General features: G+C 41.8%; 31 protein-coding genes and 1 tRNA gene. 15 read left to right on the top strand and 17 right to left on the bottom strand.

All coding sequences use genetic code 11. From position 1 onward, the window contains the following. Nucleotides 1-12 precede the first annotated feature (12 nt). Nucleotides 13-375, top strand: a complete 363-nt coding sequence (folB, locus tag M3P07_RS09080) for a dihydroneopterin aldolase (protein ID WP_249969591.1) — start codon at nucleotides 13-15, stop codon at nucleotides 373-375. A gap of 45 nt (nucleotides 376-420) precedes the next feature. Next, nucleotides 421-491 (top strand) — tRNA-Cys (locus M3P07_RS09075). A 29-nt stretch (nucleotides 492-520) separates the two neighbouring features. On the opposite strand, the gene M3P07_RS09070 is transcribed toward M3P07_RS09075, so the two are convergent. Genes M3P07_RS09070 through rnr form a run of 3 tightly spaced genes read right to left on the bottom strand, consistent with a single transcriptional unit; the run spans nucleotide 521 to nucleotide 4,095 of the window. After that, a complete protein-coding gene (locus tag M3P07_RS09070) occupies nucleotides 521-1,180 on the bottom strand; it encodes a LysE family translocator (protein WP_249969590.1) in 660 nt (219 codons plus the stop codon). Between the two features lies 1 nt (nucleotide 1,181). Beyond that, nucleotides 1,182-1,862, bottom strand: a complete 681-nt coding sequence (locus tag M3P07_RS09065) for a head GIN domain-containing protein (RefSeq protein WP_249969589.1) — start codon at nucleotides 1,860-1,862, stop codon at nucleotides 1,182-1,184. Between the two features lie 49 nt (nucleotides 1,863-1,911). Then, nucleotides 1,912-4,095, bottom strand: a complete 2,184-nt coding sequence (rnr, locus tag M3P07_RS09060) for a ribonuclease R (RefSeq protein WP_249969588.1) — start codon at nucleotides 4,093-4,095, stop codon at nucleotides 1,912-1,914. A 591-nt stretch (nucleotides 4,096-4,686) separates the two neighbouring features. On the opposite strand from rnr, the gene M3P07_RS09055 reads away from it, so the two are divergent. The 13 genes from M3P07_RS09055 to M3P07_RS08995 all read left to right on the top strand — a co-directional run bounded on the left by M3P07_RS09055 (nucleotide 4,687) and on the right by M3P07_RS08995 (nucleotide 12,111). Further along, a complete protein-coding gene (locus tag M3P07_RS09055; protein ID WP_249969587.1) occupies nucleotides 4,687-5,118 on the top strand; it encodes an RpiB/LacA/LacB family sugar-phosphate isomerase in 432 nt (143 codons plus the stop codon). 9 nt (nucleotides 5,119-5,127) lie between these two features. After that, the gene (locus M3P07_RS09050) at nucleotides 5,128-6,045 is read left to right on the top strand and encodes a cation diffusion facilitator family transporter (protein WP_249969586.1); all 918 of its coding nucleotides are present in this window, start codon (nucleotides 5,128-5,130) and stop codon (nucleotides 6,043-6,045) included. Next, on the top strand, nucleotides 6,045-6,482 hold the full coding sequence (locus tag M3P07_RS09045) for a GNAT family N-acetyltransferase (RefSeq protein ID WP_249969585.1): 438 nt from the start codon (nucleotides 6,045-6,047) through the stop codon (nucleotides 6,480-6,482). Before M3P07_RS09050 ends, M3P07_RS09045 begins: the two co-directional genes overlap by 1 nt. Continuing rightward, a complete protein-coding gene (locus tag M3P07_RS09040) occupies nucleotides 6,479-7,294 on the top strand; it encodes a DUF6597 domain-containing transcriptional factor (RefSeq protein ID WP_249969584.1) in 816 nt (271 codons plus the stop codon). The genes M3P07_RS09045 and M3P07_RS09040 overlap by 4 nt, the downstream gene beginning before the upstream one ends. A 73-nt stretch (nucleotides 7,295-7,367) precedes the next feature. Then, the gene (locus tag M3P07_RS09035) at nucleotides 7,368-7,859 is read left to right on the top strand and encodes a VOC family protein (protein WP_249969583.1); all 492 of its coding nucleotides are present in this window, start codon (nucleotides 7,368-7,370) and stop codon (nucleotides 7,857-7,859) included. An 84-nt stretch (nucleotides 7,860-7,943) separates the two neighbouring features. Further along, nucleotides 7,944-8,333: a helix-turn-helix domain-containing protein gene (locus M3P07_RS09030; protein ID WP_249969582.1), complete on the top strand. Its 390-nt coding sequence runs from the start codon at nucleotides 7,944-7,946 to the stop codon at nucleotides 8,331-8,333. Between the two features lie 46 nt (nucleotides 8,334-8,379). Beyond that, the gene (locus tag M3P07_RS09025) at nucleotides 8,380-8,775 is read left to right on the top strand and encodes a VOC family protein (protein ID WP_249969581.1); all 396 of its coding nucleotides are present in this window, start codon (nucleotides 8,380-8,382) and stop codon (nucleotides 8,773-8,775) included. A gap of 41 nt (nucleotides 8,776-8,816) precedes the next feature. Beyond that, nucleotides 8,817-9,299: a hypothetical protein gene (locus M3P07_RS09020; RefSeq protein WP_249969580.1), complete on the top strand. Its 483-nt coding sequence runs from the start codon at nucleotides 8,817-8,819 to the stop codon at nucleotides 9,297-9,299. 88 nt (nucleotides 9,300-9,387) lie between these two features. Further along, nucleotides 9,388-10,248, top strand: coding sequence for a HEPN domain-containing protein (locus M3P07_RS09015; protein ID WP_249969579.1), 861 nt, complete (start codon nucleotides 9,388-9,390; stop codon nucleotides 10,246-10,248). Nucleotides 10,249-10,266: 18 nt separating this feature from the next. Further along, the gene (locus M3P07_RS09010) at nucleotides 10,267-10,686 is read left to right on the top strand and encodes a hypothetical protein (RefSeq protein ID WP_249969578.1); all 420 of its coding nucleotides are present in this window, start codon (nucleotides 10,267-10,269) and stop codon (nucleotides 10,684-10,686) included. Between the two features lie 135 nt (nucleotides 10,687-10,821). Beyond that, nucleotides 10,822-11,514 carry a nitroreductase family protein gene (locus M3P07_RS09005; RefSeq protein WP_249969577.1) on the top strand — a complete coding sequence of 231 codons (693 nt, stop codon included), beginning with the start codon at nucleotides 10,822-10,824 and terminating at the stop codon, nucleotides 11,512-11,514. A gap of 56 nt (nucleotides 11,515-11,570) precedes the next feature. Beyond that, the gene (locus M3P07_RS09000; RefSeq protein ID WP_249969576.1) at nucleotides 11,571-11,822 is read left to right on the top strand and encodes a type II toxin-antitoxin system ParD family antitoxin; all 252 of its coding nucleotides are present in this window, start codon (nucleotides 11,571-11,573) and stop codon (nucleotides 11,820-11,822) included. Continuing rightward, nucleotides 11,815-12,111, top strand: a complete 297-nt coding sequence (locus M3P07_RS08995) for a type II toxin-antitoxin system RelE/ParE family toxin (protein WP_249969575.1) — start codon at nucleotides 11,815-11,817, stop codon at nucleotides 12,109-12,111. Before M3P07_RS09000 ends, M3P07_RS08995 begins: the two co-directional genes overlap by 8 nt. A 5-nt stretch (nucleotides 12,112-12,116) precedes the next feature. Here M3P07_RS08995 and M3P07_RS08990 read toward each other — a convergent pair whose 3' ends face one another. The 14 genes from M3P07_RS08990 to M3P07_RS08925 form a co-directional block, all read right to left on the bottom strand. Next, entirely contained in the window at nucleotides 12,117-12,725 is a 609-nt protein-coding gene (locus M3P07_RS08990) for a hypothetical protein (RefSeq protein WP_249969574.1), read from the bottom strand. Beyond that, the gene (locus M3P07_RS08985) at nucleotides 12,715-13,947 is read right to left on the bottom strand and encodes a DNA cytosine methyltransferase (RefSeq protein ID WP_249969573.1); all 1,233 of its coding nucleotides are present in this window, start codon (nucleotides 13,945-13,947) and stop codon (nucleotides 12,715-12,717) included. The genes M3P07_RS08990 and M3P07_RS08985 overlap by 11 nt, the downstream gene beginning before the upstream one ends. Nucleotides 13,948-13,965: 18 nt before the next feature. Further along, on the bottom strand, nucleotides 13,966-14,493 hold the full coding sequence (locus M3P07_RS08980) for a DinB family protein (protein WP_249969572.1): 528 nt from the start codon (nucleotides 14,491-14,493) through the stop codon (nucleotides 13,966-13,968). Then, nucleotides 14,490-15,893 (bottom strand): pyridoxal phosphate-dependent decarboxylase family protein, encoded by a 1,404-nt coding sequence (locus M3P07_RS08975; protein WP_249969571.1) that lies wholly within the window; start codon nucleotides 15,891-15,893, stop codon nucleotides 14,490-14,492. The genes M3P07_RS08980 and M3P07_RS08975 overlap by 4 nt, the downstream gene beginning before the upstream one ends. Before the next feature lie 41 nt (nucleotides 15,894-15,934). Then, nucleotides 15,935-16,192, bottom strand: coding sequence for an ArsR/SmtB family transcription factor (locus tag M3P07_RS08970; RefSeq protein ID WP_249969570.1), 258 nt, complete (start codon nucleotides 16,190-16,192; stop codon nucleotides 15,935-15,937). Between the two features lie 111 nt (nucleotides 16,193-16,303). Further along, a complete protein-coding gene (locus M3P07_RS08965) occupies nucleotides 16,304-17,653 on the bottom strand; it encodes an amidohydrolase family protein (protein ID WP_249969569.1) in 1,350 nt (449 codons plus the stop codon). A 27-nt stretch (nucleotides 17,654-17,680) separates the two neighbouring features. Further along, entirely contained in the window at nucleotides 17,681-18,169 is a 489-nt protein-coding gene (locus tag M3P07_RS08960) for a GDYXXLXY domain-containing protein (RefSeq protein WP_249969568.1), read from the bottom strand. Beyond that, nucleotides 18,166-19,224: a DUF4401 domain-containing protein gene (locus M3P07_RS08955; protein ID WP_249969567.1), complete on the bottom strand. Its 1,059-nt coding sequence runs from the start codon at nucleotides 19,222-19,224 to the stop codon at nucleotides 18,166-18,168. The genes M3P07_RS08960 and M3P07_RS08955 overlap by 4 nt, the downstream gene beginning before the upstream one ends. Further along, nucleotides 19,203-20,162 (bottom strand): DUF2157 domain-containing protein, encoded by a 960-nt coding sequence (locus M3P07_RS08950; RefSeq protein ID WP_249969566.1) that lies wholly within the window; start codon nucleotides 20,160-20,162, stop codon nucleotides 19,203-19,205. The genes M3P07_RS08955 and M3P07_RS08950 overlap by 22 nt, the downstream gene beginning before the upstream one ends. Before the next feature lie 157 nt (nucleotides 20,163-20,319). Further along, nucleotides 20,320-20,655: a 7(1) septoil knot domain-containing protein gene (locus M3P07_RS08945; protein WP_249969565.1), complete on the bottom strand. Its 336-nt coding sequence runs from the start codon at nucleotides 20,653-20,655 to the stop codon at nucleotides 20,320-20,322. 39 nt (nucleotides 20,656-20,694) lie between these two features. Further along, nucleotides 20,695-21,882, bottom strand: coding sequence for a hypothetical protein (locus M3P07_RS08940; protein WP_249969564.1), 1,188 nt, complete (start codon nucleotides 21,880-21,882; stop codon nucleotides 20,695-20,697). A 3-nt stretch (nucleotides 21,883-21,885) separates the two neighbouring features. Further along, nucleotides 21,886-23,511, bottom strand: coding sequence for a S41 family peptidase (locus M3P07_RS08935; RefSeq protein ID WP_249969563.1), 1,626 nt, complete (start codon nucleotides 23,509-23,511; stop codon nucleotides 21,886-21,888). Then, nucleotides 23,492-23,878 carry a ribonuclease P protein component gene (rnpA, locus tag M3P07_RS08930; protein ID WP_249969562.1) on the bottom strand — a complete coding sequence of 129 codons (387 nt, stop codon included), beginning with the start codon at nucleotides 23,876-23,878 and terminating at the stop codon, nucleotides 23,492-23,494. Before rnpA ends, M3P07_RS08935 begins: the two co-directional genes overlap by 20 nt. A gap of 53 nt (nucleotides 23,879-23,931) precedes the next feature. Next, complete coding sequence (locus M3P07_RS08925) at nucleotides 23,932-25,782, bottom strand: M1 family metallopeptidase (protein ID WP_249969561.1); 1,851 nt, start codon at nucleotides 25,780-25,782, stop codon at nucleotides 23,932-23,934. Nucleotides 25,783-25,786: the final 4 nt, after the last annotated feature.

Raw genomic sequence — 25,786 nt, 5'->3', positions numbered from 1 at the left:
AAATAAATAGGTGTGGGAAAAATTAGGCTAAAAAATATTAGGGTTCACTCCAATCACGGTTGTTTAAAAGAAGAAATGCTGATTGGAAGCGATTACCGAGTGGATTTGGAAGTTTTTGTGAATCTTTCTGAACCTTCTACGTCTGATAAGTTAAGTGATACAGTCGATTACGTCCATTTGAACAATATCGTAAAGGAAGAAATGGCCATTCGCTCCAACTTGTTGGAGCATGTGGCAAAACGTATTTTGGACAGGATATTTTCGGAACTTTCGGCAGTTGAAAATGCTGAAATTGAAGTTGCTAAAATCAATCCTCCCATTGGCGGCGATGTACAAAGCGTAGCAGTGATTTTAAAGGCTGAAAGACCTCGTTAAAGGTTTGGGTAAGCTAAAAAAAGTAGTACATTTGCAGCCTAAAATGGCATCGTGGCCGAGTGGCTAGGCACAGCTCTGCAAAAGCTTGTACAGCGGTTCGAATCCGCTCGATGCCTCAAAGACCCGACAAATATGTCGGGTTTTTTTATTCACTTATACGTTCTATTCCTTCCTTGATATCGAACCTTTCCTTGGGCAAGAATCCTTTTATAATCAATACAATTCCACAAACAATGATCATCAATCCCAGTACCTTCTTTATCAAAACGATACGTTCCTTGGTCAAATAGCGTTTCAATTGTTTGGCCAAAAGAATCTTAATCAAATCGGTAATAAAATAAACAACGATCATGGTGCTAAAAAACACCAATATCCGGTTGGGGTTATTGTCCAGACTTGGACCAACAATTACAATCAAACCCAACCAAAATGCCAAAACGCCAATATTGATAAAATTGAGTAAAAACCCTTTTACCATCAAACTTAAATAGGTGCCCTTGGAAGCTTTAAGGTTTTCTTTTTTAGAGGCTTTCTTCACAAAGATGACAATTCCATATACCAAAAGAATCATACCTCCAAAAACAAAAAGGCCAGGCTGGTTGCTCAAGTTTTCCAAGAGTTGAAAACTACTGAAGTAGGCAATCAACAAAAAGACGATATCGGCCACGATCACCCCAAAATCAAAACTAACTCCCGCTCTAAATCCTTTTGTTGCGCTGGTTTCCAAAAGCACAAAGAAAACGGGGCCTATCATAAAGGCCAATAAAAAGCCCAAGGGTATCGCTGCCTGAATATCTTCTACCATACTAATCCATCCGAATTACTTTACCACCAAAAACAGTTTTTTCATCCATTTTTAAAGGGTCACCATACACCAAGACCTCACCACCGGCCTTTACGTTGGCCTTCACATAATCTGTGGCATAAACTTCAGCATTGCCACCAGCATTTACCGTTACTGTGGAAAATTTGGTCTTGAATTCCCGACCATCGTATATACCACCAGTATTGATAATTATATCCTGATTATCCGAAAAGCCATCCACCACAATTTCGCCTCCTGTGATACACTTGATCAACAGCTGTTCCGTTTGGCATGTGATTTCCAACTCGCCTCCTTCCTGAGCCCTTAAATCCAAAATGTCCTGAACAAAAACTTCTTTGGATGAAATCCTGGCATCTTCATTTACATCGATGACCCTTAGCTCTCCTGCATAATATAAATCTATAAAAGTTCTATAGCCGCTAAAAATCTTATCGATTTCCATCCGAAGTTTCAATGTTCCATCATTGTTTACAATGGCTACTTTTTGGGTGTTCGCCCCTCTGATAACCGCCTTATTTTCATCGGCTTTGATAAGATTGATGGAAAGACCATCAAACCCCTTTACTTCAGAAAAGGATTCCAGTTCTTTTGTTAGCTGTTCTTCCTGTGCATGTATTAACTGAAACGAAATGAACAGCAGCAGTAGTCTTAAAGCTTTCATGTTTCACAAAGTTATGCGCAATTGGTTCACAAAATGTATTCCAAAAAAATCACTTTTTCCTACCAACAAGGGAAAAATCCAAATGTCTTTTAACCAAATCCGTGTCCTTCACCATCACATAGACTTCATCCCCTAATTGGTACATGCGTTTGGTACGTTCGCCAACAATGGCAAAATTACGTTCATCAAACACATAATAATCATCTTTGATATCTCGTATGCGTACCATTCCCTCACATTTGTTCTCAATAATTTCCACATAGATGCCCCATTCGGTAACACCGGAAATTACCCCAAGGAACTTTTGGTCCCTATGGTCTTCCATAAACTTAATCTGCATGTATTTGATGGAATCCCGTTCGGCACTGGCGGCCAACAATTCCATATCCGAGGAATGCTTGCATTTCTCTTCGTACAAAGTGTCCTTTGGTGGCTTGCCTTTCTCCAAATAATGCTGCAATAATCGATGCACCATTACATCTGGATATCTTCGGATTGGAGAGGTAAAATGGGTATAGTATTCAAAACCCAAACCATAATGACCAATATTCTCAGTAGTATAAATGGCCTTGCTCATACTTCGGATGGTCAAAGTGTCCACCAAGTTTTGTTCTTTCTTGCCCTTTACGTCCTTTAAGAGCTGGTTTAAAGAGCTGTTCAGGCTTTTTTTGTCCTTAAGGTTAATAGAATGTCCAAACCGTGAAATAACGCCGTTTAAAGCGAGTAATTTTTCCTCATCAGGCTCATCATGGATACGATAAACAAATGTTTTCTTTTGCTTCCCAATAAACTCAGCTACTTTTCTGTTGGCCAACAACATAAATTCCTCTATCAGCTTATTGGCGTCTTTGGCTTCCTTAAAATAAACCCCTTCCGGTTCATTTTTTTCATTGAGATTAAAGCGTACCTCAATCTTATCAAAAGATATTGCTCCTGCATCCATGCGGTCCTTTCGCATGATTTTGGCCAACTTATCAAAAGTCAAAATAGCATCAACAACCTCATCCGAAACGGTATATGCATCTTCTCGAATGGAAATTTCTTTTGGAATTTTAGCTTGTTTAGTTTCAATCACATGCTGTGCCTCTTCATAAGCAAAACGCTCATTGGAGTTGATAGCGGTACGTCCAAACCATTGGTTGATGAGCTTAGCTTTTTCATCCATCTCAAAAATTGCCGAAAAGGTATATTTCTCCTCATTCGGTCTTAACGAACAAGCCAGATTGGACAGCACTTCAGGCAACATGGGCACCACCCTATCTACCAAATATACAGAGGTGGCACGATCATAAGCCTCATCTTCCAAAATTGTGTCTGGCTGCACATAGTGTGAAACATCTGCAATATGAATTCCTATTTCATAGTTGCCATTTTCCAATTTTTGAAAGGAAAGGGCATCGTCAAAATCTTTGGCATCTTTTGGGTCAATGGTAAAGGTCAAGACCTCTCGCATGTCCCTGCGCTTGGCTATCTCCGATTCCTTGATCGAGGTATCCAAGGTTTTGGCAAACTGTTCCACCTCATACGGAAACTCATAGGGTAAGCCGTATTCTGCCAAAATGGAATGAATCTCCGTATTGTGTTCCCCTGGTTTTCCCAAAATTTCCAATACTTCGCCATAAGGCGAATCGGCATCATCCGGCCAATTTCCCAGGGCCACTACAACCTTATCCCCATCTTTTGCCTTGTTCAGTTTTTCGATGGGAACAAATATATCAGTGTACATTTTTGGGTCCGTAGGCCTTACAAAAGCAAAGGTCTTTTGCTTATCAACAACACCAACATAACTACTCTTTCTCCGTTCCAATACCTTGGAAATTTCGCCTTCGGGCTTTTTTCCATTGCGTCTGGGCCTTAAGAAAATCTCAACCATATCGCCATGAAAGGCTTTGTTGAGTTTATTGTATGGGACAAAGATATCGTCGTCAAAATCTTCAGTGATAATGTAGGCATTCCCACTTGTGGTCAAATCCACCTTTCCCGTATAGTACGTATGCAACGAAGGCTTTTTCTTGAACTTTCCCCGTTCCACCTCCAAGATTCTATCGGTGGCCTTCAACTGTCCTAATCGTTTGATCAGTGCGTTCCGGTCACGGGTATCGGAAATACCCATTTTTGAAGCTATCTGCTTGTAATTAAAACTTTTAGAAGGTTCTTTTTCCAGTACTGTAAAAATGCCCTTGGTAATCTCATTCTTGCGTTGACTACTGGCTCTCTTCTTTTTCTTTGACATCTACAGTTTAATTTTTTGAAAATTACGAATTATAATAAGGCTCCATCATTTTAAACCAAACAATCGTTTCATCCAAGTTGTTATCAACAACTATAAATATTCTTCTTTTTCTTTCTTTTTAAAAATTTATAAAAATGATGATTATGATAGCTTGTTGAAATGTGGGATAAATAAATCAGAAAAAAATTGACTTCAACAGATAAGAAAGTTTGTGAACAAACTATCAATGGAAAAGAAAATTAAAAATCAACGGATTAGATTTTTAATGAACATAATTTGATAACTGTTTTCAACATGAATTTTTTGAAAACTATATTTAAATTTTATGTTGACTACGGGAAATAATTGTTGCTTAAAGGTTGATTACTTTCTGATGGATTAAACGCACAAAATCGGATTTTAATATGTAATGCCATTATTTTTTGAATAATAAAAATTTAATTCCCTCAAGTTGTCTACCAACGATTAACAAAAGGCTATTTTTTTCAAAGTTCTGAATATGAAGAGAATACTTTTATTTCGTGATTTTTATCAACATCCCAACTTCAAAAGAATCGTACCTTTGTATTCTACCAATCTAAATCTTGAACAATGAAAATAGCTATTGGAAATGACCATGCCGGTACCGACTATAAACTGGCCATAATTGGCCTCTTGAAATCCAAAGGGATTGAAGTTATCAATTATGGTACGGATGGTACGGATAGCGTGGATTATCCGGATTTTGTGCATCCTGTTGCCGATGATGTTGAAGCTGGAAAGGCAGATTTGGGCATTGTAATCTGTGGGAGCGGAAATGGAGCTAGTATGACCATCAACAAACATCAAAATGTAAGGGGGGCATTGTGTTGGACCAAAGAAATTACCGCACTAGCCCGAGAGCATAACGATGCCAACATTTTAAGTCTTCCAGCTCGTTTCGTAGCACTTCCACAAGCTTTGGAAATGGTGGAAACTTTCCTAAATACTGAATTTGAAGGCGGTCGCCATGAGCGACGTATAGAAAAAATTCCCTGCAGATAAGATGGACTAATGGGGCACCACCACCATCACGGACATGCGCATTCCCACAATGACCTGAAGGGAAGGAATCTCCTTATCTCCATAGTCCTCAACATTGCCATTACCGTTTCGCAGGTAATTGGCGGGCTTATTTCGGGCAGTTTGGCCTTGTTGTCTGATGCGCTGCACAATTTTAGCGATGTCCTTTCCCTGATTATCAGTTATGTGGCGGCTTTGTTGGGTAGAAAAAAAGCTTCCAAAAACAAAACCTTTGGTTATAAACGGGCCGAAATTTTGGCCGCCTTTATCAACGCAGCTACCTTAATGGTCGTTGCTGTTATTTTAATGATAGAGGCCGTGGAGCGTTTTTTTGAACCCCAGGAAATTGAATCCAATCTGGTTATTTGGTTGGCATTGATAGCTATTTTGGGCAATGGATTTAGCGTATTGTTGTTGAAGAAGGATTCCGAGGACAATATGAACATGAAATCGGCCTATTTGCATTTGCTAACGGATATGATGGCTTCCGTTGCTGTGCTGGTTGGAGGATTATTGATGAAATTTTACCAGATTTTCTGGGTGGATGCCGTGCTGACCATGGCCATTGCTGTGTACTTAATTTATATGGGCTACGATTTGTTGAAGGAATCCACCAAGGTTTTGATGTTGTTTACCCCAAAATCCATTGAGGTAAAAGAAATCGTGGAGTCCATTTGCACTTTGGAACCGGTAAAAAATGTGCACCACGTACATATTTGGCAACTCAACGAAGACGAAATTCATTTGGAGGCGCACATCGATTTCAAAGAAGACATTAAACTATCCGAATTTGATAAAATTTTAGTGGATATTGAAGAGCATGTATTTCATAAACACGGAATTAACCATGTGAACATCCAGCCCGAGTTTGATAAATGCGATTCCAAAAGCGTAATTGTCCAGGATTAATGGAAATACTGATCAAGACTTTTGACCAACTCAACACCATAGAGCTTTACCAACTCTTGGAATTGAGAAGTGCCGTATTTGTGGTGGAACAAGATTGTGTCTATCAAGATGTGGATGGCAAGGACCAAAAAGCTATCCATGTATTGGGAATAAACGAGGGTAAGGTTGTAGCCTATACCCGAATGTTTGGTCCAGGCGACTATTTTGACAACCCTAGCATTGGAAGGGTGGTAGTTGCAGAAGATCAACGACAGTTTGGATTTGGCAAAGTAATTATGGAGGCCTCTATCCAGGATTTGGAAGCGCGATTTCCGGGGCAGCCCTTGGAACTTTCCGCTCAAACCTATTTGCTCAAATTTTATAATGGGCTAGGGTTTAAGGAAACCGGAAAGGGGTATTTGGAAGATGGAATTCCGCATATACGAATGATAAAATGAACTACCAAACCTTCGAACCCCACCCCGATTTAGCAGCTTTGATCAGTTGCTATTGGACCTTGGAGGTGCCTGCTTCGGATAAGCCCGAGCGGCAACGCATTATTCCAGACGGTAAAATTGAAATGGTCTTTGTATTTGGGGACGATATCAAGCGATATACCTCGGAAGAAGATTTTATCCTGCAGCCCCGTGCTTTTGTGTTGGGACAGACCTTGGAGCCGTTTTATGTGGAACCCACAGGAACCGTCAATAGCTTTTCCGTTAGTTTTTATCCCTACGGCTTTGCCAATTTTGTGGATGTACCCCTAAAAACCTTGGCCAACAAGGAAACACCCATTTCAGACATATTTGGTGAGGAAACTGCCAATAATCTGGAAGAGCAAATAATTCAAGCTACAGACACCCAAGAGCGAATAACAATCGTTGAAAAATTTCTTCTGGCCAGGCTCAACCAAACCGCCACGGTTGACGCTATTGTAAAATCTACCGTGGAAGCGTTGCTCAATACTAAGGGAAATACTTCCATAAGCAACATCCTCAGAAAAGACCCTTCCAAAAGACGGCAATTAGAGCGGAAATTCTCGGAACAGATAGGCATTAGCCCCAAACAGTTAGGCAAGGTCATCCGCTTGCAAAGTGCACTAAAACTATTGTTGAGCCGGGAAGGTGAAAACCTTACCCACATCGCTTACGAAAGCAATTATTATGACCAGGCCCATTTTATTAAAGACTTTAAGGAGTTCACGGGAATAAGTCCCAAAGAGTTTTTGGGCCACAAGAACATGGAACTTTCTTCAGCATTTTACAAATAATCGTGCTTGTCGCATTCTTACAATTCAAAGGCAAAAAAAGGTGGTAGTTTTAGGTGACTTTTAAACCTAAAACATGAAAAGAACTAGTCTTGGGCTTTACACCTTGTTTTCGCTCCTGGTTTTGGCTGCTTGCAACACCAAAAATCAACCGACAAAACAGACCATTAATTTATCCGAAACACAAACTGCTACTAACATGAAAAGCTATATCTCCATTTTTGAAATCCCGGCCATGGACATTGACCGCGCCATCAATTTTTACCAAGCCATTTTGGGTATCAGTATTGAAAAAATGGAATTACCAGGCATGGAAATGGGTCTTTTGCCCTATGAAGAGCAGATGGTTACAGGGGTAATCATGAAAGGGGAGGGTTACGAGCCTTCGGCCACTGGAATTACCATTTATTTGGATGCTGGAGAAGACTTGCAGCCCGTTTTGGACAAAATATCTTCTAATGGTGGACAGATTTTGGTACCCAAAACCCCACATGCCGACGAAAGTGGATTTTTTGCCTTGTTTTTAGACTCTGAAGGCAATAAATTGGGCTTGCATTCGCCAAATTGATTTAGAAAACCAAAGCAACGCTTAATGTCATTCCGCGAAGTTTGTTTATAACCCTTAATTTTATAAACACCTGAACGGTAATGCATGACATTTTACGAAAGGGAAATACATAGAGTAGGCCGGATTATCTATGCCAACCGATCTCAGATTGACACGGTAATACGAACCCGCAAGTATTTGGACCGGAATTACGAAGCCAATGTGAACCTAAATCTATTGGCCAGAACCCATGCTGTGTCCAAATTTCATTTGTTGCGGCTATTCAAAAAATACTATGGCCTTACCCCCACGAAGTATGCAACGGACAAACGCATTGCAATGTCCAAGCAACACCTGGAGAACGGAATGTCGGTAACCCAAACCTGTTTTGCGGTAGGATTCGAGAGTTTGGGGTCTTTTAGTACCCTTTTTAAAAGGAAAACAGGAAAAACTCCGTTTGAGTACCAAAAAGAGCAACTTTCGAGAAGCTTTTAGTAGTTTTATTCCACACCTTGCCCGCTCTAATCTAAATTGAAGAAGCATGAGAGTTACTGTGATCAGCATACCCGTATTGGACCAGGAAAAAGCACTGCAATTCTATACCCAAAAATTGGGGTTTATCAAAAAACGTGACATCCCCTTGGATGGCGGTAACCGTTGGTTGACCTTGGTCTCCAAAGATGCCCAAGATGGCCCGGAACTTTTGTTGGAGCCAGCTCCTTTACACTTTGAACCCTCAAAAGTCTACCAAGACGAACTTATGAAAGCAGGAATCCCCCACACCCAGTTTGATGTGGATGATGTTCAAAAAGAACACGACCGACTTGTGGAACTTGGGGTGGAATTTAGCGTAAAACCTACTGCAATGGGCACCGTAAAGGTTGCCGTTTTAAACGACACCTGTGGGAATAACATTCAGTTGGTGGAGGAGTTATAAAATTGCCAAACGAACCTGTTAATGAGTCTTTAATTTGAATTATGTTTTTTAAAAGAAACAAGAAATTAGAACTTTTTGATAATCCCATAGTCGCTGAATTTGAAGAGGAATTGGCAAGTGAATTAGGAGTTACTATTTACTCTGGTCAGAAATCGATTATCAAAAACCTTATAAGGAATGAAATTGAACTAAGCCAAATCGATGCAAGTGTACTTTTAGACTATTATGTTGACCAAAGTGAACTTCTAAAAAGGTTTACCGCCCTAGCATTTTCAAATGAGATTAATATTGATGACGGCGAAGAATATCCAGACGGGGAAGAATTATTGGATAGTGAAAAACACGAGACACTTCCCGCCTTTGGACCTGGAATAGGGTTTTCAATAACCCATGCTATTTATTATCACTATTTAAGTAATAACCTAATTGATAAGCTTTCAGAATATTTAAAGAAACGGAGAATACCATTTTCAGCTAAGTTTTGCTCTAGGTTAGTAAAATACTACAATGAAGTTGCTATTTAACAAGCTAGAATAAACGTTTGGGTTCATTCAACAACAGAAATTTATACGCGAGGATTAACAACATTTAATAATTCATTACATTTCCCTTGTGAACCATCTGCCCAAATCCAAACAAGAAGAATTGCAACTGCTTACCCAGCAGCTTTCCGCTTTTAAGGAAGTGGAAATGGTAGTTCTTTTTGGCAGCCATGCACGCGGTAATTGGGTAGAGGACAAATATGTGGAAAAGGGCATCACCTACGAATACCGTAGCGATTTTGACCTCCTTGTTGCGCTCACCCATGAAGATTTAAAGCAAAAATTCCGGATAGAGGGCAGGATAAAACAGGAATTCGTGGACACTGGAAAAGTCACCACGCCCGTAAGCCTGATCTTCCATGGTATAAAACAACTGAATGCCTCCTTGGCCCAGGGCAACTACTTTTTTAAGGACATTAAGGAAGAAGGGATTGTGCTCTATGATTCCGAAAAGTTTAAGCTCGCGAATCCCAAAAAACTAACCCCAGAAGAGTACCGCCAAAAGGCCCAAGACCATTTTGACCAATGGTTTAAAAGCGCAAATGAATTTCTTATTGATTTTAAAAATGCATTGGACAGAAACAGTTTGAACAATGCTGCTTTCTTGCTTCACCAAGCCACCGAACGTTTTTATACCACCATTTTACTCGTTTTTACGGACTACCGCCCCAAAGACCACAATCTGGAGACTTTGGGCATAAAAGTGGAAATGTGCGATGTCCGTTTTGCCGTGTTCCCAAAATCCACCGACCAAGAAAAACACCTTTTTGAACTTCTAAAACGTGCCTATATAGATGCCCGCTACAAAATGGACGAATACGAAATCACCAAAGCTGAATTGGAGCATCTGGCCGGGCAGGTAAATGAACTTAAACAACTAACGGAGGAGGTTTGTAAGGCGAAGATTGGGGAGATAGGAAAAAGACCCTAGTTATTAAATAAGGAAGAAATGGGAATTTTTAATTTTAAAAGGAAGAAACAAACTCCACAAGCATTCCATAAAAACACAGAGCTTATAGGTATTTATTCAATTCCAAATCATAATGATGTCAACTTGGTGGAATTGATTATTGAAGAAAATGTCGATGATTTTGACCTGGGAGAAATCACTCAGGAGCAAAAAGGACAAGATAAATTGAATTGGCAGACCGCATATGATGAAAAATACTTAGATGAAAATGGCTCCGCCATTATAGGCGATGATTTTGAAAAGCCCACTGGACTGAAGAGGTTTCGAGTAGCTTTCTTTTTCCATTTTCTAGACCTAAAAAAACCATTGATTTGCCAATATGGGCTGATTAAACTTGTGGAAATTACTGAGTTTCCAGATAGATTGAAAAAGGTAATAAAGTACACACCTATAGATTAAAATCTTATTTACATCCCATAATGTTCTGGAACAAAAAGAAAAAACTGCCTATTACCGAAGCGGACAAAGAATCCGTTCAAAAATATATTTTGGAAAAAATCAGCGGAACCTGAAATCAATTAAAAAGTAAGCACAATGACAACACCAGACCACATTACGCTCAACGGCTATAAACATGTTTTGTACGAGGGGGAATCCTTGTCTCAAGACGAATCCATACAAAATAGCAAGGCGTTCCACGAATGGTTGGATAAACGCAGGTCGGTCAGGGAGTTTTCGGATCAAGATGTTCCCAAAGAAATTATTGATAATCTGATATTAAGTGCTTCCACCGCTCCATCTGGCGCTCATAAACAGCCTTGGACATTCTGCGCCGTTTCCAATCCGGCCCTAAAAACCGAAATTCGGAAAGCGGCTGAAGCCGAGGAAAAGGAAAGCTACGAGAACCGAATGAGCGAACGCTGGAAAAAGGATTTGGAACCCTTGGGAACCGACATGCATAAACCCTTTTTAGAAATAGCACCTTGGTTGATCATTGCTTTTAAGCAGGTTTACGAGTTTGATGAAAAAGGGGATAAACATAACAATTACTATGTAAACGAATCGATTGGTATTGCCTGTGGCATGTTGATATCCGCTATCCATAACGCAGGCTTGATCACCCTGACCCACACCCCAAGCCCCATGAATTTTCTAACCAAAATATTGGACAGACCAAGTAATGAAAGGGCCTTTTTATTGCTTCCTGTGGGATACCCCCAAAGCCCGGCCTATGTGCCGGATATCCAAAGAAAAGGCTTGGAGGAAGTTGCAGTTTTTTATGAATAGCCAAGTGTTCTTTGAGAATTTTACCAATTTTTGGTAATTTTACACAAAGAACCAAAATGAGCAAAAACACATCCATATCACTGGGGAATTATTTTGATGAATTTGTGCAAAATCAAGTTTCCGCGGGGCGATATAAAAATGTTAGCGAAGTGATTCGTGCGGGACTTCGACTTTTGGAAAACGAGGAGAGCAAAGCATTAGCTTTAAAAAGGGTAATTCAAGAAGGCATGGATAGTCCGAGGATGGATAATTTTGACTTGGACGAGAACCTTCAAAACCTAAAGGCGGCTAAAGAAAAGAATGGCTAGGATTATCTGGAGACAAAGAGCCATTGAAGATTTGAATGCTATTTGGGAATATACGTTTACAACGTGGTCGGAAAGTCAAGCCGACGTCTATTATAATGCGATAAAATTTGCATGTAAAGAAATTGCAGCAAACCCTCTCCTTGGAAAAGTGTATGCGGGTATTAGTAAAGATTTGCTAGGGCTTAAGTCAGGTAAACATATCATATTCTATCATGTTGTTTCAGAAAATGAAATTGAGATTATTAGAATATTACATGAGAGAATGGATCTTAAAAACAGGATAAACTAAGAACTTTACACCAATTTCTTTCCTGCCCCAATCCTGCACAAAAACTCCAATTTTAAAATCAGGTTGACGGGCTTTTCAAGCTTATTCTTACTTGAGAAAAAAAGATAGCCTTCTGAGTGCGGGTCGAGGCTTTCCAATTCCATTTTTCCATGATAGTTAGGTTGGGATAGCGCCAAACGTTGCATTTTCTCTTTGGATAGTTTCCGCGAAACAAGAAAATCCAATAGTTTTTCTCGGTTTACAAAAGTGATGTTGCAGGCGGTAAATTTGTCCTTTTCATCTGCATAAATCCCGGTAATCAAGGAATAGAAATCGGTTTTTTTGATGGCATCCAAAAACCAACCCGTTTTTGGTTCCCCATCTTTTTCATAACAAAGCTCAAAGGCAAAGGTGGGTAAGTTTATATTGGGATAATCCAGCTGGGCCTTTTCATCAATATGATAAGTATTACCAGTTTGCTTGTGGGTAAAAACCAAATCAACACCTAAAAGTTGCTCTTGGATATTGGAAACACGTTCAAAGGAATACTGCTTTAGATGTTTTTGGTATTGGGTGTCCAAATAATGGGACAACTGGCGCTCCTTGGATAAGTCGTCTTTAAAACTACTCTTCAAATTCCTGGATTTTCCGGAACAGGGCAGCGCCAATTCCCCGCACCACTCCCACCACCAAGGCATTGCCCATAAAAAAGGCGCGTTTGGCATCTGAAATGCCCGCTAGCTGGGTGTGATTGTCCGGAAACATATTCAACCGTTCCAATTCAACTGGGGAAAGCCTCCGCAATCCCTTGGGTGTTTGCACCACATGTTTAAACCGGGATGGGGACTTGCCGCCCTCTCCGGTAATGATGGTTCTGGAAGGTTGATCTAGGGCGTCTGGGAAAACCATACTGCCCTCACTATAATTATATTCAAAACCTGCTTTGGTTTTTCGAATCTCTTTTTTGGCACCCTTTAAATATTCCCATTTTGGAAGATCATGTTCAGCAATGAACAGACTTTCATCTGCAGAGCCATTTTCCAAAATGTCGGCAAGTACTCGCCCGTTATTTGTATCAGATGGCTCTGTTTTTAGGGTGGATACTTGTCCATCGATACAGACTCCTGAATTTAGGAATGGAGATAAGCCTTTTTCAGCATTAAACCGCTCCGAAAGCTCCACCAAATTTTGGTCAATGGAAAAGTTGTGCGGTGTTTGCCCAATATTCTTAACAGGATAAGCTGATGCCATGGTTCCTTGTTCCAGAACCCAGTCTTTCGCGGAAGCTTTTAGCATGGATTGAAACAAAGGAGTGGATTTGTGATAGCCTAGAAAAAAAACGCGCCTTCGGCGCTGTGGCATTCCATATTCAGCGGCATTAATCACACGCCACTCCACGGCATAGCCCAAATCGTTCAAGCTTTTCAACATTATGGCAAAATCCCGTCCGCGTTGAGAGGATGGGGATTTCAACAACCGATCTACATTTTCAAAAAACAGATATTTGGGCGGTTTTTTTTTCTCTGAAATGATGCGGTGGATAGACCACCAAAGCACTCCCTTTTTACCAATTAATCCCTTTGAATTTTTAAGCGTTGTGGCCACGGAATAATCCTGGCAGGGAAATCCGCCCACCAACACATCGTGGTCTGGAATTTCCGAAGTGGAAACCTCTTCTATGTTTTGGTTGGAATGGTTTTCAGCCCCAAATCGAGCTTCATAGACCAAGGAGGCGTGTTGCATTTTGGTGGAAGGCTCCCATTGGTTGCTCCACACCACTTTAAAGTGTTCAGTGTCCTCCAATCCCAGTCGGAAACCCCCAACACCTGCAAAAAGCTCACATACCTTCAACTGCATGCCCAAAAATAGGATTTTCTACAAGTCCTTTAGAATTCTGATGTATTTTTTCCATGGCCCCACATCATCCGCATAATGTTTGACCATTGCTCGGCTAAATTGATTGATGTGTGCCAAATCATGAACAGTCCAAGTGGAAAGTAATTGACTTAGTGTAACTTCTCCTAATTCGGGATGCACCCCGGTTTTATCCAAATCCTTGTTCGTTAAACCCCAGGATTTTAGTTCTTTTAGCGATGACTCTCTAAGGCTGGCAAACTCCTCCAACAGATCTTCCATGGTTTTTCCTTGGGATAGCTTTTCCTGTGCAAAGCGGTCAAATGGCTCAAAGGTTTTGTCCGGGCCATCACCCAAAATAATTTGTGCGCGCGGAATCCAATCCGTTTGCTCTCCGTGAATCAAATGACCCACAATATCATAGGCACTCCAAGTACGGGAGCCTTCGTTAATAGTGGCCCAGTCTGCATCCAATTCGTAAAAAAGGGCTTTAAGAACTGCTGGAGTCCGTTCCAGAATTTTGATGGATTTGTTCAATTCGAAATTCATGATAGTTGTTTTTTAGCTTTTGACAATGACTGTTTAAAAGACGCCACAGATTTTAGGATATCCTGCTCCGTGGTGGCCCAAGAACAAATACTTACACGAATGACCTTCCGGTTTTTCCATTGGGATCCTCCCACCCAACACACGCGATCTTGTTGAATGTTGAACAGGGTAGTTTGGGTAAGTTCATCCGTTTCGCACTGGACCAATACCTGGTTGAAAACGACATCGTTCAGCACTTCAAAACCGTCCACCTTCTGGATTTCATTCTTAAACTGAGTCGCTCTGTGGTGCATGGTTTCGACCAGTTCCGACACTCCTTCCTTCCCCAAATATTTCAACGCTGCCCAAAGCTCAATGATTCGCGCTCGTCTGGACATTTCCGGAGTATAGAACATGCCATCCCGCTCTTCTCCCTTTACAATATAACTCCCGGTCATGTGCAGGGCAGATTTTAGCGCTTCGGGATGTTTGCAGAGGATAATGCCGCTGTCATATGGGGTGTTCAGGGTCTTGTGGGCATCTACCGCCCAAGAGTGGGCATGTTCCATGCCTTTGGTCAAATATGAAAGGTTTTGGATGGCCCTCGCCCAAAGCCCAAAAGCACCATCAATGTGGATCCACGCTCCCTTTTCAGCAGCAACCCTGCAAATAGTTTCAAAGTTGTCAAAGGAACCTGTATTTACATTTCCAGCTTGTAAGATCAGAATGCTGCTGTCATCGAGTTCTGGAATTTCCGAAGGGATGATACGCCCCTGGTCGTCCGTAGGCACCCATTCAATATTTTTATAGCCAAAACCCAGTAGGGAAATGGCCTTAATCACGGTGGAATGCGCCTGATCACCTGTGATAATTCGCAGTTTTGGGCTACCGTTGAAACCATTTTCATTGACATTCCATCCCAATTTTTCAAGTTGATGGAATCGACCTGCTGCCAGACCGCAAAAGTTGGCCAAGGATGTACCACTGACAAATCCGGCAGCGGTATTGTTGGCAAGGTCAAGTAGCTGGCGCAGCCATTGCTCTACAACAGATTCCAATTTACTCCCAATAGGTGATAGCACCTGCATCGCTGGAGCCTGGTCCCATACCGTTGACAACGATTTGGCGGCCAAAGTTATAGGAAGGGAGCTCCCGTTTACAAACCCAAAATAGCGCCCGCCCAAGGTTGCAACCGTTGCGGGTCCGCCCTGCGTATTTAATTTTTCCAAAATTTGAGCTGAACTGCCCCTTTGTTTGGGAAGTTCTTCTTCAAAATGGGCAAGATTGTCCAATGCCTCTTTTGATGGATATACATTTCTATTAAATACATTATCAATATAGGTTTTGGCGTAACTATGCGCATCGGCCAAATCGGATTTGGTTTCCAGTTCGTGAAACATCTGTTCTTGTAGATTTTTCATATTGATATATTTAAAATTATCGATTTATAAAAGCAAAAAATTTAGAGTTCCTTGTTCATTTCCTTTAAATAGGCTTTTATGTTTTTTTCATTACGTTGAAAGTAGGTCCATTTACCAATTCGGGTAGGGGTAATGAGCCCAACATTTTGAAGCTGTGACAAATAATTGGAAATGGTGGACTGTGAAAGTCCGGATTTTTCAAAAATATACTGTCCGCAGACACCAAACCTAAAATGTCCCAGCTCCTTGTGAGGTGGAAATTCCTTGGAAGGTTCCTTCAACCATTTTAGAATGTCCATTCTTGTTTTGTTGGAAAGGACTTTGTGTACTTCAACGAGATCCATATATCAAATATAGTAAATATCGAAATATGTCGATATAAAAATGTAACCGTTACTTTTTGTCCGTGTTTATTTGCTTAAACGCTTTTGAACTACTCCTTTCTTGATCACAGTATTAATTTCCAAAGTATTTCGGATAGACTCTAGCGGATTTTTATCTAACAACACCATGTTGGCAATTTTTCCTATTTCTACGGAACCTAAACTATCTTGGGCATTCATCATCTTTGCAGCGTTTAAAGTTCCCATTTTGAGGATATCCAATGGTTCCATTCCTCCGAGTTCAAAAAGCTGCATTTCTTCATGAAGGCTGTATCCCGCAAAGTTGAAATCATTACCAGCATCAGTGCCCAGCACCATGTTAAATCCTTGTTCAGATAAAAATTGAATATCGTTCACTTGAGGAACCATAAAGGCTTTTAGGGTACTTTCCGTTAATCCATATTCTTCCATTAAAACAGCAATGTAGATTTTTGCCCGCTCCGCTAATTCTGGGGTTAGTTCTTTTACTTCGTATCTGTAAGCTGGGAGCATGGATTTATTTTCGAACCACTCTGGATGCAAGGGATAAAGGAAGGATTTGTCAATCATTAAGGTAGTAACCCAATAGGGATCTCTTTGTTTGAACTCTTCCAAAAGCTGCATTTGGTGTGGATCCTCTTGATCAATGTTCACCCCGGTAAAATGAACCAAATTCTGGACTCCTCCATGGATGGCCATTTCCAACTCCTTATTGTCACTAACATGGGCAAAAACTTCCATTCCGTATTTTGAGGCCTCTTTGGTGACCTTGTTGATGAATTCTTGCGGGATGCGTTCAACAAAAGGAGGAGCAGGGCCGTCTTCAATGGTCAATTTGATGCCCTGAATAGGATATTTCGCTACTTGGTTCACGAGTTTTTCAACCTGTACAGTGTCCCTTAAATAGAAAATGGTCTCACCATCTTTCCAATCTGGGCTGGGATACGTCTTGGAGGGATGACGACCTTCCATTGAAAAATGCTGGCTTGTATGGAACACATAGGGTGCTGGAATGGTGTCCTGATTGCCCCTTTCCCGCATGGCCTTATAATACCGGTTTGTACAAGCGCCCCCGCCGGGAATAAATATAGAGGTTACTCCATAATGAACCAGTCTTGGAAAATCCGTTTCAAAGTCCTTGGTGTGCACATGGCAATCAAACAATCCTGGGATAAGATATTTTCCTGAACCGTCAATGGTTCTTGCGCTTGCACTGGATATTGAAGGTTCAATTGCGCTTATTTCCCCATTCTTTATTCCAATTGAAACGGTTTGTGCTGGCTTTCCAGTACCATCAATCAAGTTTACGTTGAAGATGATTAAATCCAGTTGGTCTGTAGACGTGGAATTACAGGCAAGTAGAACCGGGAAAAGAATCCACCTAAGTAAATTTTTCATTGTCTTGATTTTTATAAAGGGGAAACTTTATTCAATCAAATTCTTGTCTTCATCATACAAGCCAACCAAAAGACTATTGCCATTCCCATCTACTTTTACACCACCGTATTTGGCATTTTCATATTTCTCACCTTCGCCCTCTTGGAAGAAATAGGACTCAGCACCTATGTTGATATCGTTCCATCGCTTTTTGGTGTAATTGATGAGGTGTTCATTGGCTTCGAGTGGGCTTTTCTTTTCCTGAATCCGAAATTGATCCACCGTGTTATCAGCGTTAAGGGTAACTACACAGAAACCGGTTTTGGTGATACTATCGTAGTCAATGTCACCCGAAATCCCATAGCGCAGTCGCATATAATCACCCTGGATCAAGGAACGAGGGTCAACAGGGGCCAGTTCCAGTAAAATCATGGTTCCGTCCGAAAGCAATTGTTCCTTTTTAAACACGGAATTTCCCAATAGCCCAAGAACGATCAGCAAATTGACGAGTATGATCACCTTCTGAATCCGATTCATTTCTTTGTCATTTTAAGGGTAAACAAGTAGAACAACAGGAAAACCACTCCGGAAGCAAACAGGATAATGGACTTTATTAAAAGGGTCAGGTTCAAGTCGTAATAATACTGTGACACAAAATAGGCCAGGGCAATAATCCCGATTGCCAAACCTGTTTTATAATTTACCCTGAAGCATAGAAGTATAATTAAAATGGCACCGCAAATAGCTGGGGCCAAAATAGTGGGCAATAATACGGCGATGCTCAAAATATAAATGAACATTTTTGTTCTTTCCGCATGGACCCCAATCACTTTGATGAGGTCCCAAACCAAGTATAAAATGGCTATGATTATTGCAATGGAAGCCAGCCAGATATAGTTTTGGTCAAGAGGGAACACGCCTCGCTTTCCCAAGGTGATCAACCCCAAGATGAAGGAGAAAACCAAACCAATCCGTAATGGACCATATAGCTTGGACAATTTGCCTCCTGCAGCGTAGAATTTTGCCTCATTCAGGAAGCAAACTACGAGTAGCAGCGTATAGCCCAACAGGTATAGATGGATCAAGCCGTATTGATCGTTGGAAATAATCAACGTCATCAAACAGCCTCCAACGGCAACAATGGAAAGGAAGGACATAATGTAGGACTGTACCACAAATAGACTACAAAAGGCCATGACCAATACCAAAAGCGTTACCACATCATCATCTATATCCATATTAAAAAGCGCAATTATGAACATGGCAAATCCAATAAGGTAAATGGAGATGCTGAAGGTATCGATGATAAGCCGATTGAAAACTTTATTAAGAACCAACGCACCTACGATAAACAATAGGCCCAAGATTATCATTCCCACTTCCGAATCGTAGATTCCAAACATGAACAGAAAACCCAAAAAGGCCAAGGAAGCCAGAAATCCTCCAAAAATGGAAAGCACCTTAATGGCCAAACTGGAGTCCTCTGCACCACTTTGTTGCAGTTCCTGGAGAATGGCGCTATCGTCGCACTGAAGCTCTCCTTCCGTTGGGATGCTATTTAGCAACGATTTTATCCGGTTTGCTGGTTCCATTTTTTATGAAGTTTTATGAGCATCATAATTAAAGCGGTAACGCTCGCAATGATAAATAGGCTAAGGAAAAGAAACATTCCCGCATCTTCGGACAATTTGATGAGAAACGCCGAACAGATAATGATCAAACTAAATCCAATGATGGAAAGGTAAAAGGCACTTTGGGCCTGTAACCCATACCAAGCCCCAGCGGCATAGAGCATAGTACCCGTAAACATTAGCAGGTAGAACGATGTCTCAGGGGTATCAAAAATACCGACACAGGTGCCCATGGTGGCATAAATAACGGCGGCCAAAGCAATTAAATGTGTAAACCAAGATGGAGCTCCTGCCTTTTTTATCCATACAGGACCCAAAATAAATAGTATCAAAATCAAGCTATTGACCCAAAACAGCAAGGTGTGCAGAAACACATCCGACCACCCATGTGCCACTTGCTCCGAATATAGTATGATCGTAATGTTTATAAGGGTTACAAAAACCGTCCAGAGTGGGGCGAAATTTATCACGACCACCCAAAGGGCCACCAACAATGTCCAATTGAGGAACAGGTCATAAGCATTGGCACCGGTCTGGTAGACCTGGCCAAACACGGCCAAGAAAACCCCGACTAATATGGCGCTTGCCGTAAGTAAGGCCTTTTTAACCAAAGGATTTAACGCTATCAATACTGCGGTCAATGTCGTAGCCACAAAAAGAGCGCCGATCAAGCCAAGTTTGACAAACTTGTGAAGGGCATCCCAATTATAGGAAAAGAAAAAGATGATTCCGGCAACGGTGAAGGTTACTCCGAGGCCCAAAAAGAAGACTTTCAAAAATTTTAGCCAGTCCTCCGACTTGCTATAAACTTTCTCCTGCAATGTCTGGGAAATTGAAGATGCGGACCAGTTGCTGTTTTTGGCAATGATTCGGATTTCCTCGCGGCGGATTTTTTCCATACCCAGAAATATAACAAAATAGCCGCAGTGTTGGTGCAATTATTTGATAGTTGGGTCCAATGGTTTTATGAATGTAGGGAAAAGCATCAATTAAGCTCGTTTCCAATTGCTAACAATTTGGCTCACTTGATTGCGTATAAGTGAGATCAAAGAATGGCTACTGCATTAAGTAAATTTTGGATTTTTTTCTCCACTGTGCCTTATATTCCACATCAACGAAGAAAATGATCAAATCGGCCTGATAATCCCTATCGGTGAAGAAGACCTTTGTATCTGCTTGATAATCCCTTTCAGTGAAGAACCAACGGCCTTCATTTCCATTGGCCTTGTTATCGGCACTTACTTTATGGACCAATAGATCGGCTTTATAATCCCTGTCAGCCACAAAGACCTTTACATCAGCCTTGTAATCCCGGTCCACAGCGAATATTTTTTGGGCGCTGACGGAGGAAATACAAAAAAGCAGACAGATGGAAAGGAAGATGGTTTTCATGGCATCAGGTTTCAGCATCAAAATCCAAAACCATGCCAATTACTTAGGATTGAGCAGTTCCAGAAGGGTGTCGATCCATTTGGATTGTGCAGTGGATTGTTGATGGAGAAGCTCATTTTTGCGGGAATAGGCCCGTACAAACAAATCGAATCGAATACGAAACACCATTTTCTGCATTTCTTGCCCCCCTTTGTCTTTTAGCTTTTCCAATTTCCCAAGCTCTTTCTTCCACCAATTCCAATTTGTTTTATCCGGAATCATCAAATCCCTTTGCAATTGGGTGTCCAGTTTGCCCACCCATTCCCTTTCTTTTTCCAAAGCCGTCTCTACCGCCTCCAATTGTTGTTTCAATACTTTGGAATTTAATAAGGCCGCATATTGGACTTTTAAGCTGTCCACCTCCAAGATTCCCGCATAGTCCTTGACCATCCGCTCGTGTTGTTCCGCCTCAAATAGTAGGCTGCCTTCCTCTCTGAATTGCATCAGCAGCTCAGAATCTCTTTGATATGCTCGTTGAATTTGGGCCATGGGTACAGGCCGTTCCTTTTTCAATTTTTGAAGCTGAAGCCAGTCGAATGCCCTTAAAATTTGAGTTTCTGGTGGCCATCGGTGTTCCCCATCGTAGGTGACTAGGGTGCCGTTGAACTGGATTAGGTTGAGGTAGCCTTTATTTTCCAACATTTCCTTGTAGTTCATGTCTCTATCCCCACATAGGCCCACGTATGCATACCGCTGTGCTCCTGGCATATATTCCCGTATCCCTGAAAAACCGGCACCACAACCAATAACCCCGGCAAACTTATCGGTAAGGGAAGCGATTGCTGTGGCTAATCGTGCCCCACCGGAAAAACCAGTCGCGTAAATGGAGTCTTCGTCAATATTGAAATGTGCAAAAATGTGGTTGAAGAGACGATTGGCAATTTCGAAGTTCCGCTCGTATGGGGCGTTTCGGGAATTGTTGGAACACACTAAAATATGCCCGTATTTCTCGGCTGCTGGTATAAATGTCTGAACCCCAACAGCTCCCCGCGCGGCGGGATCAAAAACAAAAACAATGGAACTGGGTATTTTCTTGGAAAAGGAATTGGGTAGATAAAGGGCAAAAGTCTCGTTGGGATCCCCATCAACTACGATGGAATCATGTACTTTTCCAATTGCAGGCAATTCCTGGCCATGGAGCGACCAACCTAGGAACAAAATCAAGATGAACCAAGGCCAGCCCCGCATAACTTAGTTAAGAATGCTGTGGTACTTGGGCGAATCGCTCAGCAAAGTGGAAGCAGTCAAAATGGCTTCGTCTTGCTTTAGATAGTATTGATATAGCCCCTCTCGGTAGAAATAGCGTTTTACAATCTCATCCTCCAGCGTTTTTTGGATTTCTTTTTGGAAGGTGTCCAAAGCGGAAATTTTACCCTTGTTGACGGCCAATAGCAAATCCTTGTATTTTTCTTGGACCTCAGAACCCAATAGATGTTCCTCGGAGTTCATGGTTTGCTCCAAAAGTTCCTCCGTTTCTGTTTGAAAAGAAAAATCCTGGGTTTGGGCATACTTTTTAAAGGCATTAAAATCAGCGGCGGTAAAATTAAAATCATCCACATTCCCAAACGAATGATCGTAATAAAAGTCCGTGGCAAAGTCGAAAATGATATTGTTTTGGTCCAACGCATCGATAAGGCTATTGGATTTGATGGAAGCAATCTCGATATCGGGCATTACGCCGCCGCCGTCCTGTACTTTCCGGCCATTTCTCGTTGTAAATTCCTTGAATTGGGTATTACGTACGGCATTGCCATCTTCATCCCGATTCCAATAATCCAAAGATTGAATGCATCGGCCCGAAGGGGTGTAATATCTGGAGATGGTCACTTTTAATTGGGTGCCATAGGTGAGTTTGAGCGGACGCTGGACCAGTCCTTTTCCAAAACTCCGCGCCCCCATGACCACGGCCCTATCCAAATCTTGCAGACCGCCAGACACAATTTCACTGGCAGAGGCGCTTCTTCCATCCACCAGAACCACAAGGGGGATATCCAAATCCTCTGGCTGGTTTTTGGTCTTATATTCCTGGTTAAACTTTTTTACCTTGGATTTTGTGGTCACGATAAGCTCTCCTTTTGGCACAAAAAGATTGGTAACATTGATGGCCTCTGAAAGAAGCCCACCGGGATTGCCGCGAAGGTCCAATACCAATTGCTGGGCACCTCTTCCCTTTAAATCCTGTAAGGCCGATTTGGTTTGACTGGATGCTTTTCTGTTGAACCGTGCAAGCACAATATAGCCGGTTTTGTCATCGACCATGTCGTAAAACGGAACAGCATCCACTTCTACACCTTCCCGGTTCAATGTGGCTGTTTTGGTCTCTCCCTGTCTAACAAAAGTAACTTCAACCGAAGTGTTATTGGCCCCTTTGAGCAGCTCACTGGCATTATCGTCAAAGTCGGCCACCTTGATGTCCCCAATTTTAATGATCTCATCTCCGGCTTTTAACCCAGCCTTGTCTGCGGGATAACCCTTGTAGGGTTCAACAATCAGCAATTTGCTTTCATAAGAACGGACCAGGGCTCCAATTCCGGAATACTCCCCTGCATTATTTATTTTGAAGGCCTCAACATCCTGTTCATTCAAAAAACGGGTATAGGGGTCCAAACCCTCCAACATGTTCTTGATGGCCGTGTCCATGAGTTCTGCAGGATTGGTTTCATCCACGTAATTCATGTTGAGCTCCTTAAAGAGCGTAGTGAAGATTTCTAGTTGCTTCGCAATCTCAAAAAAATCACTTTTAAATCCGGAGGTAGCCACTAGGATGGTGACCGCCAAAACGGGAACCCAAATTCTTTTATTGATCGATTTTTTCATGGGACTCTTTTTTTAGAAAGGTTTCCAATAGCTGAACCACAGCCTTGTCCACTTCTTTTGCCTTGGGCATCTTGTTCCCAAGGTATAAAAATAGAAACGCAAAGTTTCCCTCCACATTGTTAAAAAGGAGCTGCTTATTAAGCCTGTACGATTCTCGAAGCAGGCGTTTGATCCTATTTCGTTTTACCGCACTTCTGAATTTTTTCTTGGGGGCGACCACCCCAACTTTAAAAAGAACATCCTCGAATTCACATTCGGAATACAGCAGTTTTACGGGAAAAGCGCTAATGCTTTTTCCCTCCACAAAAAGTTGCTCAAACAGCTTTTTGCTCTTGAGCTTTTCGTTTTTGCCAAGTGAAGCTTTCATGGGAATTCTACGGCCCAGCGGGCATTGGTTCACCTAAAGATAGAAATCAGGCTTCATTCTTTGGGTTGGTACACATTGTTTTCTCCATTTATATCGGCCATAAGTTGCGAAGGGTCAATGACCAAAGCTTGGATTTCATCCAAAGGAACCTCAATGATCAACTCATAAACGGAATGCGCCCACATCCAATCCTTGGCCACAGTCCTATTTAAACTTGGATACGGATTTTCCTTTTCGCCACGCATTATTTGAAGCGGGATATAATAGGTTTCTTGGGTACCATCGCTCTTGGCTAGTAATAGGTCAATAGGCATGGGCATGTCCCCAATTCTTTCCAAGGCAACTTTGGTTTTATTGCCTTCGGCCACAACACTTTTGATGCCGTAGTCGATGGTGTTGGTGGTTTGCGTCCAATCTACCAAATACCAGTCGAGCTCCATGCCCGAGATTTTTTCCGCACTGCGCTTAACATCATTGGGAACTGGGTGCTTAAACTTAAAGTCTTCATAGTATTTCCGCACTGTCTCCATGAGCTTGTCCTGGCCGATAATATAGCCCAATTGCGATAAGAATATCGCGCCCTTACTGTAGGCGGCAATTCCGTAGGCAAAATTAGTGGCATAACGGTCCGCATGGGTTGCCTGAGGTTTTTCCAATCCGGAATTGACCAAGGCGTAGTAGCCCTTATAGGAACCTTCAAAGGGGTTGTCCTTGCCCTGTTCCATAATCTCGTTCATGCACAAACTACTTATAAAAGTGGTAAAGCCTTCATCCATCCATTCATGCTTGGATTCATTTGTGGCCAACACATGTTGAAACCAGGAATGTGCCAATTCATGGACCATGACCCCAACAAGGCTTTCAAAGGAGCGCTTTCCTGTAATCAAGGTGCTCATGGCATATTCCATACCTCCGTCGCCACCTTGGACCACGGAATATTGCTTGTATGGATATTCACCAATGTTTTTGTTGAAGAATCGCATTGCATCCGCTGTTTTGGACTGTAATTTTTTCCAGTTGTCCAAAATCTCAGGGTCGTTCTTATAGTAGAAATGAAGCGCGGGGCCATCTTCCATTTGCAAAGTATCATGAATATACTCTGGGTCGGCACCCCACATAAAATCATGGACATTGGGTGCTTTAAAATGCCATGTCAGGGTTTTGCCCTTAGTTTTTACCTTGGTGCCGGGTGTTTCATAACCATGACCGACTTCCTGTGGGTTTTGAAGATATCCTGTACCCCCCACCACATAGTCTTTGTCCAGGGTCAATTTCACATCAAAATCTCCCCAAACCCCATGAAATTCCCGGGCGATATAGGGATTGGCGTGCCAACCCTCAAAGTCGTACTCGGACAATTTGGGATACCATTGGCTCATGGAAAGGGCTACACCCTCACTGCTGTTTCGCCCAGATCTTCTGATTTGTGCCGGTACCTGTCCCTTAAATTCCATTTCCAAAGTGGTTTTCCCTCCAGAAGGAAGCGGAGTTGCCAAGTCGACCACCAATATGGTCCCTTCTTCCACAAAAGTTACCGGTTTACCGTCCTGAGTCAACGACTGGACATGCAGATAACCCATGTCGGTTTCAGAGAGAGAAGCGATTCTACTTTTTCCATTTTCCATCATCCGCCCATCGGGATCTTTAATGCTCTGTAGGCGGGCATCCATTTGGCTCCCAGGTTGAAAGGCATTGAAGAACAAATGATAATATACCCTGTTCAGAACGTCGGGAGAATTATTGGTATAGATCAATTTTTGGGTTCCTCCATATTGAAAGGTCTTCACGTCCATTTCAACATCCATGGTATAGTCTACATGTTGTTGCCAATACGAGGTGTTCTGTGCGGAAAGGGATAACAATCCGCTGAATATGGAAAGCAGAAAAACTTGGGATTTTCTCATGGTT

The organism is Flagellimonas myxillae (assembly GCF_023502235.1).
Taxonomy (GTDB): Bacteria; Bacteroidota; Bacteroidia; order Flavobacteriales; family Flavobacteriaceae; genus Flagellimonas; species Flagellimonas myxillae.
Note: the sequence above shows the minus strand (reverse complement) of the source record. Positions and strands in the feature narration are given on the sequence as shown.